The 19,124-nt window shown below is 68.9% G+C and carries 17 protein-coding genes and 1 pseudogene; 9 read left to right on the plus strand and 9 right to left on the minus strand.

The features are described from left to right. Positions 1 to 106: 106 nt before the first annotated feature. The gene (locus tag ACAM54_RS28925) at positions 107 to 700 is read right to left on the minus strand and encodes a hypothetical protein (RefSeq protein ID WP_192326986.1); all 594 of its coding nucleotides are present in this window, start codon (positions 698 to 700) and stop codon (positions 107 to 109) included. Positions 701 to 981: 281 nt separating this feature from the next. On the opposite strand from ACAM54_RS28925, the pseudogene ACAM54_RS28930 reads away from it, so the two are divergent. The 3 genes and pseudogenes from ACAM54_RS28930 to ACAM54_RS28940 form a co-directional block, all read left to right on the plus strand. Beyond that, positions 982 to 1,098: pseudogene (locus ACAM54_RS28930) on the plus strand (short-chain dehydrogenase); the annotation flags it as partial. A 183-nt stretch (positions 1,099 to 1,281) separates the two neighbouring features. Further along, positions 1,282 to 1,752: a helix-turn-helix domain-containing protein gene (locus ACAM54_RS28935; RefSeq protein ID WP_369651464.1), complete on the plus strand. Its 471-nt coding sequence runs from the start codon at positions 1,282 to 1,284 to the stop codon at positions 1,750 to 1,752. Next, positions 1,745 to 2,479: a nucleotidyl transferase AbiEii/AbiGii toxin family protein gene (locus ACAM54_RS28940; RefSeq protein ID WP_369651463.1), complete on the plus strand. Its 735-nt coding sequence runs from the start codon at positions 1,745 to 1,747 to the stop codon at positions 2,477 to 2,479. The genes ACAM54_RS28935 and ACAM54_RS28940 overlap by 8 nt, the downstream gene beginning before the upstream one ends. 17 nt (positions 2,480 to 2,496) lie before the next feature. On the opposite strand, the gene ACAM54_RS28945 is transcribed toward ACAM54_RS28940, so the two are convergent. The 7 genes from ACAM54_RS28945 to ACAM54_RS28975 all read right to left on the minus strand — a co-directional run bounded on the left by ACAM54_RS28945 (position 2,497) and on the right by ACAM54_RS28975 (position 10,002). After that, positions 2,497 to 4,365, minus strand: coding sequence for a TRAP transporter large permease subunit (locus tag ACAM54_RS28945; protein WP_369651462.1), 1,869 nt, complete (start codon positions 4,363 to 4,365; stop codon positions 2,497 to 2,499). Beyond that, positions 4,362 to 5,375 (minus strand): TRAP transporter substrate-binding protein, encoded by a 1,014-nt coding sequence (locus tag ACAM54_RS28950; protein ID WP_369651461.1) that lies wholly within the window; start codon positions 5,373 to 5,375, stop codon positions 4,362 to 4,364. Before ACAM54_RS28950 ends, ACAM54_RS28945 begins: the two co-directional genes overlap by 4 nt. Before the next feature lie 63 nt (positions 5,376 to 5,438). After that, the gene (locus ACAM54_RS28955; protein WP_369651460.1) at positions 5,439 to 7,028 is read right to left on the minus strand and encodes an acyl-CoA synthetase; all 1,590 of its coding nucleotides are present in this window, start codon (positions 7,026 to 7,028) and stop codon (positions 5,439 to 5,441) included. After that, the gene (locus tag ACAM54_RS28960) at positions 7,025 to 8,197 is read right to left on the minus strand and encodes an acetyl-CoA acetyltransferase (RefSeq protein ID WP_192326969.1); all 1,173 of its coding nucleotides are present in this window, start codon (positions 8,195 to 8,197) and stop codon (positions 7,025 to 7,027) included. Before ACAM54_RS28960 ends, ACAM54_RS28955 begins: the two co-directional genes overlap by 4 nt. A gap of 16 nt (positions 8,198 to 8,213) precedes the next feature. Then, positions 8,214 to 9,029, minus strand: a complete 816-nt coding sequence (locus ACAM54_RS28965; RefSeq protein WP_369651459.1) for an SDR family NAD(P)-dependent oxidoreductase — start codon at positions 9,027 to 9,029, stop codon at positions 8,214 to 8,216. A 27-nt stretch (positions 9,030 to 9,056) separates the two neighbouring features. Next, positions 9,057 to 9,458 (minus strand): PPC domain-containing DNA-binding protein, encoded by a 402-nt coding sequence (locus tag ACAM54_RS28970; RefSeq protein ID WP_145743988.1) that lies wholly within the window; start codon positions 9,456 to 9,458, stop codon positions 9,057 to 9,059. After that, positions 9,451 to 10,002, minus strand: coding sequence for a PPC domain-containing DNA-binding protein (locus ACAM54_RS28975; protein ID WP_369651458.1), 552 nt, complete (start codon positions 10,000 to 10,002; stop codon positions 9,451 to 9,453). The genes ACAM54_RS28970 and ACAM54_RS28975 overlap by 8 nt, the downstream gene beginning before the upstream one ends. Positions 10,003 to 10,120: 118 nt before the next feature. Between ACAM54_RS28975 and ACAM54_RS28980 the strand changes: the two genes are divergently transcribed. Further along, positions 10,121 to 11,005: a LysR family transcriptional regulator gene (locus ACAM54_RS28980; RefSeq protein WP_369651457.1), complete on the plus strand. Its 885-nt coding sequence runs from the start codon at positions 10,121 to 10,123 to the stop codon at positions 11,003 to 11,005. 6 nt (positions 11,006 to 11,011) lie between these two features. On the opposite strand, the gene ACAM54_RS28985 is transcribed toward ACAM54_RS28980, so the two are convergent. Next, a complete protein-coding gene (locus tag ACAM54_RS28985; RefSeq protein ID WP_192326957.1) occupies positions 11,012 to 11,938 on the minus strand; it encodes a LysR family transcriptional regulator in 927 nt (308 codons plus the stop codon). A gap of 112 nt (positions 11,939 to 12,050) precedes the next feature. Between ACAM54_RS28985 and ACAM54_RS28990 the strand changes: the two genes are divergently transcribed. From ACAM54_RS28990 to ACAM54_RS29010, 5 genes are all read left to right on the plus strand, one after another. Next, positions 12,051 to 12,989, plus strand: a complete 939-nt coding sequence (locus ACAM54_RS28990; RefSeq protein WP_145743980.1) for a dihydrodipicolinate synthase family protein — start codon at positions 12,051 to 12,053, stop codon at positions 12,987 to 12,989. Between the two features lie 66 nt (positions 12,990 to 13,055). Further along, positions 13,056 to 14,027, plus strand: coding sequence for a Bug family tripartite tricarboxylate transporter substrate binding protein (locus ACAM54_RS28995; protein WP_369651456.1), 972 nt, complete (start codon positions 13,056 to 13,058; stop codon positions 14,025 to 14,027). Continuing rightward, positions 14,017 to 14,721 carry an SDR family NAD(P)-dependent oxidoreductase gene (locus ACAM54_RS29000; RefSeq protein WP_192326951.1) on the plus strand — a complete coding sequence of 235 codons (705 nt, stop codon included), beginning with the start codon at positions 14,017 to 14,019 and terminating at the stop codon, positions 14,719 to 14,721. Before ACAM54_RS28995 ends, ACAM54_RS29000 begins: the two co-directional genes overlap by 11 nt. Positions 14,722 to 14,748: 27 nt before the next feature. Next, positions 14,749 to 15,915 carry a mandelate racemase/muconate lactonizing enzyme family protein gene (locus tag ACAM54_RS29005; RefSeq protein ID WP_369651455.1) on the plus strand — a complete coding sequence of 389 codons (1,167 nt, stop codon included), beginning with the start codon at positions 14,749 to 14,751 and terminating at the stop codon, positions 15,913 to 15,915. A gap of 260 nt (positions 15,916 to 16,175) precedes the next feature. After that, the gene (locus tag ACAM54_RS29010) at positions 16,176 to 19,091 is read left to right on the plus strand and encodes a type VI secretion system Vgr family protein (RefSeq protein WP_369651454.1); all 2,916 of its coding nucleotides are present in this window, start codon (positions 16,176 to 16,178) and stop codon (positions 19,089 to 19,091) included. Positions 19,092 to 19,124 lie beyond the last annotated feature (33 nt).

Raw genomic sequence — 19,124 nt, forward strand, 5'->3', positions numbered from 1 at the left:
ACGCCTCGGTCCCCGTTCGACGTCGGCGCCATTTGAATGTGAAGCCCTTGGTTTTCAACGTAGGCTGCCACCGATGCGCGCGTCAGCCGGGAGCGCACGGGCACCCTCAGTTCAACGTGTCGAAGAGCCTGAAGATCCACGACAGCTGGTAGACCAGCGTGGCCGCCACGAAGACGGTGTGAAAGCGCTGGCTGGCTGTCCTGGCCGCCACGATGCACAGCGTCACGAGAATGGGCGTGCGGATCAGGTATTCCAGCGCAAAGCGGGCGAAGTGCGCCTCGCCCTTGATCAGCGTGTCGACCACGTCGAGCAGGTAGGTCGCGCCCAGCAGGCCGAAGAACCAGGCGCGCCGGGCATAGAAATAGTCTTCATAGCTCGCGTAGTCGCGCATGCTGTCCGGAAAGAGCAGCGCGCACAGCAGGAACAGCACGATCGCGTAGCTCACGATGAAGGCATAGGTGCCGAAGGTCCAGCTCTCGATCTGATAGAGGCCGAACTCCCACCACCAGAAATGCACCAGCGCCAGCAGGACCGAAGCCACCCAGGCAAGGTGCACCGCATAGAGCCGGTACTGCGCCGGGTGTTGCACGATGCGCGCCACGCCCGACAAGAGCCGCGTGACGCCAAGGCCGATCACCATGCCCATGACGATGCGGATGTGCGGGAAGATGTCGTGGGCGGAGATGGCTTGTTGCTGCATTCGGGGGCTTCATGGTGTTGGGACGGTGCCAAGGGATGGCCGGACTGCCCATGCCACGCTACAACACCTGGAGGTGCGGCTCAGCGCAAGACCCTGCTGCGACCGGGCGTTTTGCGCCCATGGCATGGCGCATTCCCGGCCGCGAACGCCTTCTATGCCTGGGCCATTCCCCGCATCAATGTGAGCAGGGCATGTACGAGGTCTTTTTCGGTCGAGATCCTGATCAACAACGCGGGCCATGCTGCAACTGGACATCGCGCGCCTGACGGTCATGACGCGGACCAGTGGTGCGGGCGGGAATCCGTGCGCTGCACGCCGGACGCGCCAGTGTGGTTCCGGGCTTCAACAACAAGGCTGCCGTTGCGATGGTGGGGGCAACACCGCGATGGCTGCACTAGGCCGTCTTTGCGCGCGTCACCAGGGCCGCCGCGGGCCGTCATCGACGCCACAACACGTGAGGCGAACTGCGCCGGAAGCCCTGTCTCCGATTGGCATTTATCGAATGCGACAGGCATCCTTCCATGCTTTATGTCTCTCATTATGGACAAACCTCCTGGTTTTGTCTAATATGAGATACATATATGCCTTCTGGAGCCCCGCCTCTCACCCCCGCGGCCGATCGCCGCCTCGCAACATTCGGCCGGCGCATCCATGCTCGCCGCAAGGCCCTGAAGGTCAGCGCCACCACGGCGGCGGAGGCTGCAGGCGTGTCCCGCATGACGCTGCATCGCATCGAACGCGGCGAGCCCTCGGTCACGATGGGGGCCTACATGAATGCAATCGCAGCGCTGGGCCTGGATGTCGACGTGGTCCCGTCAACACAATCCGCACAGCCGGCGCCGATTCCTGGCGGCGTTCGTATCGCCGACTACCCCCAACTGCGCCGACTCGCCTGGCAGCTGGCACCGGGCACCGAGCTCACGCCCGAAGAGGCGTGGGCCACCTACGAACGCAACTGGCGCCATGTCGATGCATCGATGCTCGATGCGCGAGAGCGGCAATTGCTCAATGAACTGGCACGCGCATTAGGCAGGAAGCCGCTGCATGTTTGAACGCCCACACCATCAGCGGGTCGCCGAGGCACTTGCAGCGCTCGACGCCGACTTGCTCGCCGAGAACCGCTGCCTGTTCGGCGGCGGCACGGCCATCGCGCTTCGCTACGGCGAGTACCGCGAGTCGATGGACATCGACTTCCTCGTTTCCAACATCGAAGGCTACAGACAGCTGCGCCAGCTGTTGACCAGCGACCAGGGCCTGAGCGCGCTGGCCCGCAAGGGCGCGAAGATCCAACAGACTGGCGAACTTCGTGCCGATCAATATGGCATCCGATCGACGGTGCGTGTGGGCGGCATCGACATCAAGTTCGAGATCGTGCTCGAAGCACGCATCGAACTCGATGTGCCGGGCAAGGAAGACCGCGTCGGCGACATTGCGACGCTCACCGTACTGGACATGGCCGCAAGCAAGCTGCTCGCGAACTCGGATCGCTGGGCCGACGACAGCGTCTTCAGCCGTGACGTGATCGACCTGGCCATGATGCACCCCGGTTCCGCACTGCTGCGCCGCGCGGCAACCAAGGCCAGACAAGCCTACGGCAACAGCATCGACAGCGATTTGGCAAAGGCAGTCAACGCACTGCTGACACGCCAAGGACGCATGGACCGCTGCATGGAGGTGCTGCAGATGATCCCGGCCGTGACGCCCGCGCTGCTTCGCCAGCGCATCAAGGCTTTACTGCCTCGAGTCCCAGGCGCCAAAGGCAAAGCCCCCACCCCCTGACAGCAGGCCCCGCCCACTCAAAGAAACCCAATGGATAGCCAAGGAATCGCCGCCACCGCAATCGTCCCCACCAGCAGCGCGACCATGTAGCCCGCGATCGGCCGGATGCCCGCGTCGGGATGCACGCGCCCGATCGCGCAGGCCGCGTAGTAGCCCACGCCCAGCGGCGGCGCGAACAGGCCGAGCCCCATCGACAGCACCACCACCATGGCGTAGTGCACCTCGTGGATGCCCAGCTGGCGCGCGATCGGGAACAGCAGCGGGCCGAACAGCACGATGGCCGGAATGCCCTCGAGCACACTGCCCAGCACTGCGAAGATGACCAGCGACACCGCCAGGAACATCGGTGCGCCGCCGGGCAGCCCCGTCATCGCTTCGGCCAGCAGGCGCGAGAAGCCCGACTGCGTGAGGCCCCAGGCCATGGCCGTCGCTGTGCCGATGATCAGCAGGATGGCGCCCGACAGCGACGCCGTCGCGACGAGCATCGGCCCCAGCCGCTTCCAGTCGAACTGCCGGTACACGACGAGCCCCGCGACCACGGCGTACATGATGCCGATGGTCGAGACCTCGGTCGCGGTGGCCACGCCTTCGACCACCGCCGCGCGGATCACGAACGGCAGCGCCAGCGCCGGCAGCGCCACGACGGCCAGCCGGCCGACCTCGCGCCAAGGCGTGCGCACGACCTCGCGCAGGTCCTCGCCGCGGCAGCGGAAGTACACGACCACGCACAGCATCAGGCCCAGCACCACGGCCGGCAGCAGGCCGCCCGTGAACAGCGCGGCGATCGACACCCCCGTGACCGAGCCGATGGTGATCAGCACCAGGCTGGGCGGCACCGTCTCGGTCTGCGCGCCGGTCGCGGCCAGTAGCGCGACGAGATCGCCTTCGCTGGCGCCGCGCTGCTTCATCTCGGGAAACAGGGCCGGCGCCACCGCCGCCATGTCGGCCGCCTTGGAGCCCGAGATGCCCGACACGAGGTACATCGCGCCCACCAGCACGTACGACAGCCCGCCCTTCACATGCCCCAGCAGGCCCGCGAGAAACGCGACCATCGCCTTGGCCATGCCGGTCATCTCGATCAGCAGGCCGAGGAACACGAACAGCGGCACCGCGAGCAGGATCAGGTGCGACATGCCCTCGTCCATGCGCCCCACGATCACCGGCAGCGCCGTGTCGGTGGCCAGCGCGAGGTAGCCGAAGGTGCCGAGGCCGAACGAAAAGGCAATGGGAATGCCCGCGAGCACGCCCGCCAGCACCACGCCGACGAAGAACACCAGCAGGTTCAGCCGCCCGAGCTCCTGGAACACCGAGCGGCCGAGCGTGAACGCCGCGATCAGCGTGGCGACGATGACCACCGCCTTGGCCGTGACCCGCCACTCCACGTCGCGCAGCAGCCTGAGCACCGCGAACAAACCCATCAGGCCTATGCCCACCGGCAGCGCCGCGGCCCGCCACGCATTCGAGATGTTCAGCGCGGGCGTGGTGATGAAGCGCTCCTCGGACGCGTACTCCCAGGCCGGCCATGCCACCATCGCCAGGAACGCGAGCGAAGCGCACAGCGCCAGGGCGTCGAACAGCGGACGCCGCGACGGCGGCTGCATCGAGACCAGCGCCGTCATGCGCATGTGCTCGCCGCGCCGCAGCGCGACCACCGCGCCGAGCATCGCGAGCCAGATGAACAGGATCGACGCGAGCTCGTCGGACCAGACCAGCGGGCTGTGGAACACGAAGCGCGCGAGCACGCCCGCGAGCAGCACCGCCACGTCGGCCAGCACCAGGCCGCCGGCCGCAATGTCGACCAGCGCCCCGAGCCGGCGCTCGATGGCCCACAGCCGGGGCGTGTCCACGCGCGTGCCGGCCGCCAGGCCGAGGGCCGGCCCGCTCATGCAAGCTTGCCCGCGCTGCGCTCGAGCAGCGCCCAGGCCTCGTCGCCGTACTTGGCCTTCCACTCGCCGTAGAAGCCGGCCTTGCGCAGCTGGTCGCGGAAGGCGGCCGCGCCGGGCTGGTTGAAGGCCATGCCCTTGGCGGCCAGCTCCTTCTGCAGCCCGGCGTTGAGTTCGGCCACGTCGGCGCGCTCCTTCATGCCGGCCGCGTCGATGTGCCGGGCCACCACGGTGCGCAGATCGGCGGGCAGCTTTTCCCAGGCGCGCCGGTTGGCCAGGAACCAGAAGCCGTCCCACATGTGGTTGCTCAGCGAGCAGTACTTCTGCACCTCGTAGAGCTTGGCCGTCGCGATGATGGCCAGCGGGTTCTCCTGCCCGTCGACGATCTTCGTCTGCAGCGCCGAATAGACCTCGGCAAAGTTGATGGAGGTGGGCGCGGCGTCGAGCGCCTTGAACATCGAGGTCCACAGCGGCGACACCGGCACGCGGATCTTGAAGCCCTTCATGTCCTGCGGCGCGGCAATGGCGCGGCTCGACGAGGTGATCTGGCGGAAGCCGTTGTCCCAGATCTTCTCCATCGGAACGATGTTGGCCTTGGCGATCTGCTGGCGGATGTGGGCGCCGAGTTCGCCATCCATCGCCTTCCACACGCTCGCATAGTCGTTGAAGGCAAAGCCCACGCCGCTGATCGATGCGGACGGCACGAGCGTGGAAAGGATCAGCCCCGACAGCGTGAAGAACTCCACGCCGCCCGAGCGCAGCTGGCTCAGCATGTCGGTGTCGGAGCCCAGCTGGTTGCTCGGGAAGATCTGGATGTCGACGCGGCCGCCGGTCTCGGCGCGGATGGCGTCGGCCATCTCCTTGGCGCGGATGTTGAGCGGATGCGTGACCGGCAGGTTGTTCGCGTACTTGTAGTTGAACTCGGCCTTCTGCGCGAAGGCCCGGTGCATGGGAACGGCGAGGCTGGCGGCCAGTGCCGTCGAGCGCAGCACGGTGCGGCGGGAAATGCTCATTTTTTGTCTCCTGGTCCTTTTGTGAATGGATCTGGTCGTGCGGGGCGGCGTCGATGGGTGCGCTCAGGTGGTGGCGGCCTCCTTCACGTCGCCGCGTTCGAACAGCTGCTTGCGGATGTCGGCCTTGGCGACCTTTCCGTAGCCGGACTTCGGCAGCGCATCCCAGAAGAAGATGTACCGCGGCCAGCGGTATTTCGCGCAGCGGCCGTCCAGGTGCTGCAGGAGCTGCTCGGCCGTGAGGCCGGGCTGCGAGGCCACGATCACCGCCACGCCCACCTCGCCCCATTTCTCGTCCGCGATGCCGAGCACCGCCGCCTCGCGCACGGCCGGATGCATCAGCAGGATTTCTTCGACCTCGCGCGGGTATACGTTCGAGCCGCCCGAGATGTACATGTCCGATTCGCGACCCGTGATGTAGAGCAGCCCGCGCGCATCCATGCGGCCGAGATCGCCGGTGTGGAACCAGCCGCCGCGCAGCGCCTTCCCGGTGGCTTCGGGGTTGTTGAAGTAGCCCGCAAACACGGCCGGCCCGCGGCAGCAGATCTCGCCGACGGTGCCGGCGGGCACCGGCTGCATCTGCGCATCGAGGATGGCCACCTCCATGCCGGTGCGGGCCCGGCCGCAGCAGCCGATGTGGGCGTTCGGATCATCGTCGTCGGCGGAATGCATGGCCGGCGGCAGCACCGTGATGCAGCCCGTGACCTCGCCCAGGCCGAAGTACTGCACCAGCACCTTGCCGAGCTTCTGCAGCGCGCGCTTCTGGTCCGCGCGGTACATCGGCGCGCCCGCATAGACCACGTAGCGCAGCGAGCCGTGGTCGAAGCGGTCGACGGCCGGGTCTTCCACCAGCATCTTGACGATGGTCGGCACCGTGAAGACATTGGTCACGCGGTGCCGCTCCACCAGCGCCCAGAAGGTGGCGGGCTCCAGCCTGTCGGACGCGAGCAGCACGGTGGCCGCACCGCGCGCCACGTTGAGCAGCGCATGGATGCCCGCGCCATGCGACAGTGGCGCCACGGCGATCGAGCAGTCGTGCTCGGTGGTGCCCGGGATGAGATCGGCCAGGTGGTTGGTCACGACGAAGGCGAGCTGCCCGTGCGTCAGCACGGCGGCCTTCGGGCGGCCAGTGGTGCCCGAGGTGTAGAAGTACCACAGGGGGTGGTCGGCATCGACCTGCGCCATCGCCGCCGGCGCACCGGCGTTGGCCGCGAGCAGCGGCTCGTAGCCATGTCCACCGGCGCGCGGGAGGCCGATGGTGACGACCGAGCGCAGATGCGAAGACGCGGCCTTCACAGCCGCCACATGCTCGGCAAAGCAGTCTTCGGCCAGCATCACGCTGGCCTCGCTGGCGCTGCCCAGGTAGGCGACCTCCGGCGGCGTGAGCCGAAAGTTGACCGGCACCCACACCGCGCCCAGGCGGAAGGCGGCCCAGCAGCTCTCGAACAGCGCCGGGTTGTTGCGCGACATCACGAGCAGCTTGTCGCCCGGCCGCATGCCCAGCGAGCGCAGCGCCTGCACCAGCGCATCGACGCGCGCGTCGATCTCGCGCCAGGTCCACTGCCGCTCGCCCTGGATCAGCCCCGGCCGGTCGGGAAACAGCGCGGCCGTCTGCGACAGCAGCGCGGACAGGTTCATCGCCCGCGCTTCGTTCACGGGTGCACCTCCAGCACGCTCAGGTAGTTGGCAACTGCGGCGCCGCCCATGTTGAAGACCGCGCCCGGCTTGCCCGAGCCCACCTGCATGTCGCCCGCCAGGCCCGCCAGTTGCATGGCCGCCATCACATGCTGCGACACGCCCGTGGCGCCGATCGGATGGCCGCGCGACTTCAGACCGCCCGACGGATTGACCGGTAGCTTGCCGTCCTTGCGGCTCACGCCGTCGAGGATCACGCGCGCGCCCTGCCCGTGCGGCGCCAGGCCCATGGCCTCGTACTCGAGCAGCTCCGCAATGGTGAAGCAGTCGTGCGTCTCGACAAAGCCCAGGTCATGCAGCGACAGCCCCGCCGCGGCCAGCCCCCGCTGCCACGCGAGCGCCGCGCCCTCGAAGCGCGTCGGGTCGCGGCGCGACAGCGGCAGGTAGTCGTTGACCTGCGTGCGCGAGCGCCAGCGCACCGCCGGGACCGCCGCCGACGCGATCGGCTCGGCCGAGATGACCAGCGCCGCCGCGCCGTCGGAAACCAGCGAGCAGTCGGAGCGCTTCAACGGACCGGCGACGAACGGATTCTTCTCCGACGGCTGGCGGCAGAAGTCGAAGCCCAGGTCGCGCCGCATGTGCGCGTAAGGGTTGTGCACGCCGTTGGCGTGGTTCTTGGCCGAGATGGCGGCTAGCGCATCGCTCTGGTCGCCGAAGCGCTCGAAGTACTGGCCCGCGATCTGGCCGAAGACGCCCGCAAAGCCCGCCGGGGTCGCGCCCTCTTCCTTCACGTAGGAGCAGCGCAGCAGCGTCTCGGCGATGCGCGGGCCAGGCACGGCATTCATGATCTCGAAGCCGACCACCAGCGCATGCCGCACGCGCCCGCACTGCACCGCATCGAGCGCGGCCCAGATCGCGGCCGAGCCCGTGGCGCATGCGTTTTCCATGCGCACCGCAGGAACGTGGCGCAGCTCGGGCAGCGCCAGGCCCACCAGCGACGCGCTGAAGTCCTGCGGCAGGAAGCCGCTGTTGAAATGGCCGACGAAGATGCCGTCGATGTCGGCCGCGGCGAGGCCCGCGGTCTGCAGCGCGGGCTCGACCGCTGAGCGGATGAGCGCTTCGCTCTCCACTGCGTCGAGCTTGCCGAAAGGCGTGTGTCCCCAGCCGATGATGCAGGCGTTGGTGGTCATTGGGCGGTTCTCCTTGTCAGGCGTGATCGGCGGCGGGCGCGGGTATGCCCCGGCGCAGGGTCGGCAGGCCGACACCCGCGGCATCGAAGCCGCCATCGACGGCCAGCACCTGGCCGTTGATGAAGCTCGCCTCGTCGCTGCACAGGAAGCCCACGGCATTGGCCATTTCCTCCGGCGTGCCATAGCGGCCCAGCGGAATGGTGTCGTAATAGTCGGAGCGGATCGCCACGCTGTGCACGAGCTTGGCCATCTCGGTTTCCACTGGCCCCGGCGCAATCACGTTCACGCGCACGCCCGCATTGCCCAGCTCCACCGCATGCTGCTTGGTCAGGTGGATCAGCGCCGCCTTGCTGGTGCCGTAGGCGACCCGCAGCGTGCTCGCGCGCAGGCCCGAGATCGAGGCGATGTTCACCACCGCGCCGCTCCCGCGTTCGACCATCAGCGCGCCGAAGGCCTGCGTGCAGAGGAACGCGCCGTCCAGGTTGGTGCCGAGCACCGTACGCCATTCCTCGAACGAAGTCTGGAGCACCGGCTTGAACACCGCCACGCCGGCGTTGTTGACCAGCGCGTCGACGTGGCCGAAGCGCTCGACCACGGCCTTTGCCGCGTGCTCGACCTGCGATGGCTTCGACACGTCGCAGTGCAGGCCAAGCACCTTTGCAGGCTGCGCGAGTTCGGCCACCGCCTGGTCGAGCGTGGCGCCGTCGATGTCGAGCAGCGCGACGCTGTAGCCGTGCGCCAGGAACCAGCGGCCGATGGCCAGGCCGATGCCGCGCGCGCCTCCGGTGACGACGGCGACGCGGGAAGCGGATGAAGTGGAGAGATCAGTCATTGATTGGAATTTCTGCAGTGGACGAAATCAGGGGTTGTCGGGCGATGGCAGCCACTCTTCGAGCGTGACTTCGAAGGTGACGCAGACGGCATTGGCGCCCGCCACGAACGGCCCGCCATACAGGTGGCCGTGCGTGTCCGCCACCACGCCGGTGAGCGCGGCGCGCAGCGAGCCGTCGGGCTGCGAGCGCACCTCGCCGGCCAGGCTCACGATCTCGGCGGCGGGACCGCGGATCACCTGGCAGGAACCGTCGGCGCGCTCGAGGCAGGCATCGACGAGGCTGCCCAGCGCGCCGCGCACGAACGCATGGCCGAAACCTTCCGCGAGGCAGAGCTTCTCGACGCTCGAGACGAGGTCTTCGTTGGGCGCAATGCGCGCATAGGCCACGCGGCCCATGCGCCCGCTTTCGATCAGGCGCATCTCAGCCATGGACGCGCCTGGCCTGGGGCCGCATCAGCGGCATGCGGGTTTCGTCGTCGTAGACCACGCGCAGTTCGAAGCTGTCCAGCGCGGTGACCACCGCGGTGACGCTGCGGCGTCCGACCACCGTCCGGTCGGTCAGGATGTGGCCGCCGCGCACCGCGCCGTCGGCGGTGCGGAAGGCGCCGTGGCAATGGACCACCGGCGTGCCGCTGGCGGAACTGCCGAGCGTCGCGTTGCCGAAGATGAAGCAGGCGCCGTGCACCGTGTGCGGTGCGCCGTAGGTTGCGAGCACCCGGCCCGTGGGATCGGGCAGCGCCAGGCAGAAGCCCAGCTCGGCCAGCTCGCCGCCGAGCAGCGTCATCGACGCGCTGGCCACGCCTTCGTCCGCCAGCGCCTGCACGAGGCTCTCGTGCAGCGTTCGGCCGCCGGGCAGCGAAAGCCGGAAGTGCCGGCCCTTCTGGTCGCGCATGCGATCGATGCGCACGGGCCGGAAGGGCCCCGGATGCACCACCGTGCGCGAGCGCGGCAGCCCCATCAGTTTCTCGACCATCGCGTTGTCTCCTTGCCGCGCCGTTCGGATCGACGGCGCTGGTGGAGGCAAAGTCTAGAAGTTGACATCGATAGCAACAAATTTAGAATTCGTATCGATCAATACAAAATTCAGATCAATGGAAATCCGCCACCTCCGCTGCCTGGTCGCCGTGGCCGAAGAGCTGCACTTCGGGCGCGCGGCGCAGCGCCTGAACCTGTCGCAGCCGCCCGTGAGCCTCGCGATCAAGGAGATGGAAGAAGAACTCGGCGTCACGCTGTTCGAGCGCACCTCGCGCCGCATCGCGATCACGCGCGCGGGAGACGAAGCGCTTCGCGATGCGCGCGCGGTGCTGCTCGGCATGGACACATTGCGCCGGCGCGCGCAGGAGGCCGCGGCCGGGCTCATGGGGTCGATCTCGATCGGCTTCATCAGCCTGCCGGCCTACTCCTTCCTGCCGCGGGTGCTGCGGCAGTTCTCGGACGAGAACGAGCGGGCCGAGATCGCGCTGTGGGAAGGCACGACCGACCAGATCATCGGCGACGTCGAATCCGGCCGGCTCGACGTGGGCCTGGTGCTGCAGCCGTCCAGCATGCCCGCCTCGCTGGGCTCGCGGCTGGTGCAGAAGGATGCGCTGGTCCTCGCAATGCCCGAGGCGCATCCGCTGGTGCGGCCCGGCAGCATCGCGCTCGAAAAGTTCTCGGGCGAGCGCTTCCTGGGCTTCGAGCGGCACTTCGGGCCGCAGGTGTTCGATGCGATCGTGGCGACCTGCATGCGGCGCGGCTTCAGCCCGCGCCTGTTTCCGGCGCGCCAGATGCACACCATCGTGAGCCTGGTCTCCGGCGGGCTGGGCGTGGCGCTGGTGCCGGCCTGCGTCAAGGCGTTGCACCGCGAAGGCGTGGCGTACCGCTCGCTCAAGGGCGAGAAAACCTACATCGACACCTTGGCGGTGTGGCGCAAGGCGGACGATTCGCCGCTGGTGCGCGCGCTGCTGGCGCTGCTGCCGACGCTCAGCAGCGTCTGAGGGCGCTCAGGCGCCGTCCCTCACCAGCTCCCACAGCGCCTCGGCCACCGGCGCCATGTGGGCCAGCTGCCGGTACAGCCGGATGTCCACCGGCACCCGCCAGCCGCCCGCGCCGGCATCCACCAGCGCGCCGCCGCGCAGGTCCTCCGCCACCAGGCTCATCGGCAGCCACGCGAGGCCGCGCCCTTCGAGCGCCATGGTCCTGAGCAGCGCGGCATGGTGGGCCGTGAAGACCACCGACAGCGACGGCGCGAAGTCCTTGCCGAACTCGCTGTCCTGGATCGCCCGCATGATCCGCCCCAGGCCCGAGGCCTCGCTGTAGGCCAGCACCGAAGGCGACTGCCCGGTGCCCAGCGCATGGAGCGGCAGACCGCGCGCGTCCGGTGCCGCCACCGGCACCAGCACGTCGTCGCTCAGGCGCTGCATCGGGTACTGCGCCTCGTCGAGCCGGCCGGGCGCGCGCGCATGGCCGTGGCACAGCACGAACTGCACGCGGCGCTGCAGCATCAGGTCTTCGCAGGCCTGCGAGCTGTCCGAGATGGTCTGGATCGGCCCCAGGCTCAGCCGCGCCTCCACGCTGGCCAGCCAGCGTGGAAAGAAGGTCAGCGACAGCACGTGCGTGGCGGCGAAGCTCAGGCTCGCCGCGGCCAGGTCGTGCGCCGCACGCGCCTTGATGCGCGCGGCCTCCAGCGCGGCCAGCACCTCCTGCAGCAGCGGCTGGAAGCGCTTGCCCGCCGCCGTGAGCGCGGCCGGATGCGCGCTGCGGTCGAACAGGTCCACGCCCACCCATTCCTCGAGCGCGCGGATGTGGCGGCTGAAGGCCGGCTGGGCAATGGAACGCGCCTGCGCCGCGCGCGAGAAATTGCCGCTCTCGGCCAGGGCCAGGAAGTCTTCCAGCCATTCGAGGTCGAGGGGTCGGTTGCCGGGGCCCATGCGCGGTGCGAGCGATTGAATAGTTGTATGCGATTCGAGTATTGGACGGTGCATGCCCCGCCGGCCAAAGATGCGGGCAGTCCTGCACCTTGAACCCCAACGGAGACACAGCATGCCTTCCATCGCGAATTATCGCGGGATCATTCCCGCCATTTCCTGCCCCTTCACCAACGACCACCGCATCGACGAACCGGCGCTGCGCAAGCTGGCCTCGTGGCTCGCGGGCCACGACGGCGTGGTGGCGGTCATGACCAACGGCCACACCGGCGAGGTGTTCTCGCTGACCCCGGCCGAACGCGCCGAGGTGACCCGCATCGTCGCCGACGAGCTGCGCGGCCGCATGCCGGTGATCTCGTCGATCGTGTGCGAAGGCCTGGCCGAGGCCGCCGAACATGCGCGCGCCGCCCAGGCCGCCGGCGCGGCCGCGCTCGACGTGATGCCGCCGCACCACTGGCTGCGCTTCGGCTTCACGCCCGGCCATGCGCTGCAGTACTTCGAGGCCATCCACCGCGCCGCGCCGGAGCTCGACCTGGTCTGCCACGTGTACCCGGCCTGGACCCGCGCGTCCTACTCGTCGCAACTGCTGGCCGAGCTGGCCCGCCTGCCCTACCTGCAGGCCTTCAAGGTCGGGCAGCGCGACATGAACAAGTACGCCCGCGACATCCAGGCGATCCGCGAGGCCGATGCCTCCAAGGCCATCCTCACCTGCCACGACGAGTACCTGCTGGCCTCGATGGTGCAGGGCGTGGACGGCGCGCTGGTCGGCTTTGCCACCTTCATTCCGCAACTGATCATCGACCTGTGGAACGCGGTCAAGGCCGGCGACCTGAAGAAGGCGATGGCGGTGCAGGCCCTGATCACGCCGCTGAAAGACGCCGTGTATGGCGGCGGCGAACCGACCGGCGAGGCGCATGCGCGCATGAAGGGCGGCATGTACCTGGCCGGCGTGCTCGACAACGCCACGGTGCGCCCGCCGACCGAGGCGCCGAACGCGCGCGAGATGGACGCACTGCGCGCCGCCGTCGCGCAGGCCGGGCTGTCGAGGCGCTGAGCGAAAACATGGAAGGCGCCCGGCAAGAACGCGCCCTCCCCCAAAAAACATCAGGAGACAAGAGACATGCAACGCACCCATTTCCTGCGCGCCGCGCTCGCGGCCTTCGCGCTTGCCGCGGCGTCCTCCGGTTTTGCACAGGCGCAGCCCTGGCCCACCCGGCCCGTGCGCATGGTGATTCCGTTCCCGCCCGGCGGCACGCTCGACACCGTCGGGCGCCTGCTCGCGCAGAAGCTCGGCGATCAGCTGGGCCAGCCCTTCATCGTGGAGAACCGGCCCGGCGGCAACGGCGTGATCGGCGCCGACGTGGTGTCGAAGGCGCCGGCCGACGGCTACACGCTGCTGTTCAACGCCTCGACCTTCACCACGGCGCCCATGACAATGAAGTCCGTGCCCTACGAGGTTGCCCGGGACTTCACACCGGTGGCGCTGGTCGCCAAGGCGCCGCTGTCGGTGGCCATCAACAAGAACCTGCCGATCACCGACGTCAAGTCGCTCATCGCCTACGCCAAGGCGCACCCGGGCAAGATGACTTTCGCGGTGGGATCAATCGGCTCGGCCGGCCACCTGTCGACCGAGCTGCTCAAGCGCGCGGGCGGGCTCGACTACCTGATCGTGCCGTACAAGGGCACGGCGCCGGCCTTCCAGGACCTGATCGGCGGGCAGATCGACGGCTTCATCGACCCGATCCTGGGTTCGCTGCAGTACCACAAGAGCGGCATGCTGCGCGTGGTGGCCGTCACATCGGCCGCCCGCGCCACCAGCCTGCCGAACGTGCCCACGGTGGGCGAGAGCATTCCGGGCTACGAGTTCTACAGCTGGTATGGCCTGTGGGGCCCGGCCAGGCTGCCGGCCGCGATCACGCAGCGGCTCAATGCCGAGGTGAACAAGGCGCTGGGCACCGACATGCGCGAAACGCTGAACGCGCAGGGCCTGCTGCTGACGCCGGGCAGCGTCGACGACTTCGCGAAGTTCCAGCAGTCCGACATGGAGCGCTCGAAGAAGATCATCGTGGAGGGCAACATCCGTGTCGAATGATGAAGCCGCGCCGCATGCCGTGGTGACGGGCAGCAGCAGCGGCATCGGCCGCGCCATTGCGTCGCGCCTGCTCGAAGAAGGCTGGCGCGTGCGCGGGCTCGACCTCGCGGCGCCGACGCTCTCGCATCCGGGCTTCGCGCATGCGGCGGTCGACCTGTCGGATGCCGCGGCCATCGCGCGCACCACGGCTGCTCTTCAGGACGCCGATGCGCTGGTGCATGCGGCCGGCGTGCTGCGCGTGGGCCCGCTCGGGCAGCTCGACCATGCCGGCGGCGAATTGATGTGGCGCCTGCATGTCGACGCTGCCACGCGGCTGGCCGATGCGCTGGTGCCCGCGATGGCCGCGCGCGGCCACGGCCGCGTGGTGTTCGTCGGCAGCCGCGTGGCGCACGGCATGCCGGGCCGCGGCCAGTACGCCGCCACCAAGGCGGCGCTGGTCGCGCTTGCGCGCAGCTGGGCGGCCGAGGTCGCGGAGCGCGGCGTCACCCTCAACGTGGTGTCGCCCGGCGCCACGCAGACCGCGATGCTGCAGGACCCCGCGCGCGCCGGCAGCGCGCCGCGCCTGCCGCCCATCGGCCGGCTGATCGAGCCCGCGGAAGTCGCCGCGCTGGTCGCCTTTCTTCTCTCGGCGCCGGCCGCGGCCATCACCGGCCAGGACATCGCCATCTGCGGCGGTGCGTCGCTGCACCGCTGAGTTCCTTTTTTCTCAAGCACAAGCACCATGAAGATCGTCAACATCCTCGAGTCCACGCGCCCCATCAAGTCGGACATCCGCAACGCCTACATCGACTTCTCCAAGATGACCCTGAGCCTCGTGGCGGTGGTCACCGACGTGATCCGCGACGGCCGGCCGGTGGTGGGCTACGGCTTCAATTCCAACGGCCGCTACGGCCAGGGCGGGCTGATCCGCGAGCGCTTCCTGCCGCGCCTGCTCGAGGCCGATCCGGCCTCGCTCCTCGACGAGACCGGCGACAACCTCGATCCGCACAGGATCTGGGCCCGCATGATGATCAACGAGAAGCCCGGCGGCCACGGCGAGCGCTCGGTGGCCGTGGGCACCATCGACATGGCCGTGTGGGACGCGGTCGCCAAGATCGCCGGCAAGCCGCTCTACCAGCTGCTGGCCGAGCGCTACGGCAGCGGCACGCCGAACCCGCGCGTGTTCGTCTATGCGGCGGGCGGCTACTACTACCCTGGCAAGGGCGTCGAGGGCCTGCAGCGCGAGATGGCCAGCTACCTCGAGCGCGGCTATTCGGTGGTCAAGATGAAGATCGGCGGCGCCACGCTCGCGCAGGACTGCGAGCGCATCGAGTCGGTGCTCAAGATCCTCGGCCCCGGCCAGCAGCTGGCGGTGGACGCCAACGGCCGCTTCGACCTGCCCACCGCCATCGACTATGGCCGCGCGCTGTCGCAGTACCCGCTCTTCTGGTACGAGGAAGCCGGCGATCCACTCGACTACGAGCTGCAGGCCAAGCTGGGCGAGGTCTACGCCGGCCCCATGGCCACGGGCGAGAACCTGTTCTCGATGCAGGACGCGCGCAACCTCATCCGCCACGGCGGCATGCGGCCCGACCGCGACTGGCTGCAATTCGACTGCGCCTTGAGCTACGGCCTTGTCGAGTACCTGCGCACGCTCGACATGCTCAAGGAAAACGGCTGGTCGCCCTCGCGCTGCATTCCGCACGGCGGCCACCAGATGTCGCTGGCCATTGCGGCGGGCCTCGGGCTCGGCGGCAACGAGAGCTACCCCGACCTGTTCCAGCCCTACGGCGGCTTTCCCGACGGCGTGAAGGTGCAGGACGGCTACGTCACGCTGCCGCCGCTGCCCGGCATCGGTTTCGAGGGCAAGGCCGACCTGATTGCCGAGATGCGCGCGCTCGCGGGTTAACCCGAAGGGTTTCATCGGGCTCCACGGAATGCGCCCTGTGTAGCCCGTATGGATTACATCTTTCGGCAACTGCGATCAAATAGCCCCGATCCGTGCCGAATTACCAGGAAATGAGTAAAGGCCTCTTGCATAATCCAGCTGTTTGATGCGTCCTGTCACACACATTGCATCCAGACAGTTGATTGGCTAGTTTCTTCTCCAGAAGAAGAAAAAGATCAGGGAGGTCACATGGACACCACGTTCCTGCAAGGTGGCGGCTCGTGAAGCGCCGCGTCACCATCCAGACGCCGCTGGGCGAGGCACTGCAATTCCACCGGCTGGCCGGGCGCGAGGCGCTCAGCCAGGCCTATGCCTTCGACCTCGAGCTGCTGGGCAGCAGCAACGCCATCGACGCGAAGGCCCTGCTGGGCCAGCCCGCCACCGTCGTGATGGAAACCGAGAGCGGCGCCCCGCGCTACCTCGCCGGCCTTGTCACCCGCTTCGGCCTGTCGCACGAAGACGACCGCCAGGCCTTCTACGAGATGCGGCTGCGCCCCTGGCTCTGGCTGGCCACGCGCCGCTCCGACTTCCGCATCTTCCAGGACCAGACCGTGCCCGAGATCGTTGCGGCCGTGCTGGGCCGCTACGGCCACCCGATGGAGCAGAAGCTCCACCGCAGCTACCGCCCCTGGACCTACTGCGTGCAGTACCACGAGAGCGACTTCGACTTCGTCTCGCGCCTGTGCGAACACGAAGGCATCTACTACTGGTTTCGCCACGAGGCCGGGCAGCAGGTGCTGGTCTTCGCCGACGACATCGCCAGCGCCCATGCCCCCTTGCCCGGCGGCGAGGCCGTGCGCTACCACCCGCACGAGAAGGCCGGCATGACCGGCGGGCTGGAGGCCAGCGAGCGCATCACCGAATGGGCGCAGGCCGAGGAGATCCGCCCGGGCCACCACTTTCGCAACCACTACGACTTCGAGAAGCCCCAGGCCGACCTCGCCAGCCGCCGCCAGATGCCCCCGGGCCACGCGCACGACGGCTTCGAGCGCTACGAATGGCCGGGCGACCACCTGCAGCACGAGGACGGCGAGACCTGTGCGCGCATCCGCACCGAGGAGCAGCTGAGCCAGCGCAGCCGGGCCAGCGGCCGTTCCAACCGGCGCGACCTGGCCCCGGGCCACCTCTTCAGGCTCACGCACCACCCGCGCGACGACCAGAACCGCCAGCACCTGCTGCTGGCCGTCGACTACGAGCTGCAGGAGAACCTGCAGGCCAGCGAAGGGGTGGATGCCTCCGAAGGCTCGGTGCAGCGCTTCGCCTTCGAGGCCCAGCCCACGAGCTACGCCTGGCGCCCGCAACGCAGCACGCCCAAGCCGCGCACCCGCGGCCCGCAGACGGCGATGGTGGTCGGCCCCGCGGGCGAGGAGATCTGGACCGACCGCTACGGCCGCATCAAGGTGCAGTTCCACTGGGATCGGCTCGGCCAGCGTAACGAGAACGCGAGCTGCTGGCTGCGCGTGTCCACATCCTGGGCCGGCGCCAGCTTCGGCGCGGCCGCGCTGCCGCGCATCGGGCAGGAGGTGATCGTCGATTTCCTCAACGGCGACCCCGATTACCCGATCGTCACCGGCCGGGTGCACAACGCCGACGAGATGCCGGCCTGGCAGCTGCCCCAGCAGAAGCAGCTCACGGGCCTGCGCAGCCGCGAGTTGGGCGGCGGGCGCAGCAACCACCTGGCGCTGGACGATTCCACGGGCAAGGTGCAGGCCCAGCTCAAGAGCGACCACCAGAGCTCCAGCCTGAGCCTGGGCCATGTCGGCCGCATCGAGGACACGGCCGGGCGCAAGGACGACCGGGGCCAGGGCTTCGAGCTGCGCACCGACGGCCATGGCGCACTGCGCGCCGCCCGGGGCCTGCTGCTGAGCACCGAGGCGCGCGCCAATGCGCAGGGCCACATCACCGACATGCGCGAGACGGTGGCGCGGCTCACGCAGGGGCGCGACCTGCACGAGAGCCTGGCGCAGGTGGCGCAGCAGGCCCAGGCGCACGAGGCGGGCGACCAGGACGAGGTGGCCCGGGCGCTGAAGGCGCAGAACGACGCGATCAAGGGAAGCGGCGGCAGGCCGGGCCAGGGCGAGTTCCCGGAGTTCCAGGAGCCGCACCTGACCTTGGCGAGCCCCGCGGGCATCCAGGCCACCACGGCCGCGAGCACCCACCTCGTGAGCGTGGAACACACGGCCCTCACGAGCGGCGCGCACACCAGCGTGGCCACGGGCAACAGCTTCCTGGTGAGCGCCAAGGATGCGGTGCGCATGGTCGCCTTCAACAACGGCATCCGCATGGCGGCGGCGGCGGCGGACATCGACCTCACGGCGCTCAGGGACAGCATCAACGCGCTGGCCAAGCTGGACATCAAGCTGGAGGCCAGCCGGATCACCATCACGGCCAAGGAGGAGGTGCTCGTCAACGGCGGCTCCAGCTACACGCGCTGGACGGCCGGCGGCATCGAGAGCGGCACCAATGGCCTGTGGCGCGCGCATGCGGCTTCGCATTCGATGGTGGGGCCGAAGAGCGACGGACAGCCCCGGCTCCCGCAGCCGGCCCAGCTTCCCAGGGGGCAGCTCGACCTGTACCACCAGTACGTCAAGGCCGACGGCGCGACGCGCCAGGGCGTGAAGCAAGGCGACTACACGGTGGTCGACTCCGACGGCGGCACGCACACCGGCAAGCTCGACGCGAACGGCTTCGCCTCCGTGGCCGGGCTTCCGCTCGGCCAGGCCAAGGTCACGTTCGGCGGCGATCCGAGCGATCCCTGGGATACGGGCAGCTACTTCGGCCAGCCGAACCGCTGGCCCGCCCAGCCTGCGAGCGACAAGTCCATCAATGCGGGAGGTGGCGGATCGAGCTTGTTCGGCGGCGCAGCAACGGGCCTGCTGGGCCAGGCTGGTGGAGCACTGGGCAGGGCGGCCGGCCTCGTGAGCCAGGCCAGCGAGGCGGCAAGCACGGCGCAGCAGGCCGTCGGCGCCGTGCAGGCCATCCAGCAAGGCGGCGCCAAGGCATTGCTGGGCCAGGTCGGCCAGGCGGCCACCGGCATGGCCGCGCAGACCGTGGGCGCCATGGTGCCCAAGCTGCCCGCGTCGCTGCCTTCGATGCCGACGCTGCCGCTCGGCCAGACGCCGGGCTTCGCGGGCTGATCGCCGGCGCCGCTCGACGACCACAAGAGAACA

The organism is Variovorax sp. V93 (assembly GCF_041154485.1).
Lineage (GTDB): Bacteria > Pseudomonadota > Gammaproteobacteria > Burkholderiales > Burkholderiaceae_C > Variovorax > Variovorax beijingensis_A.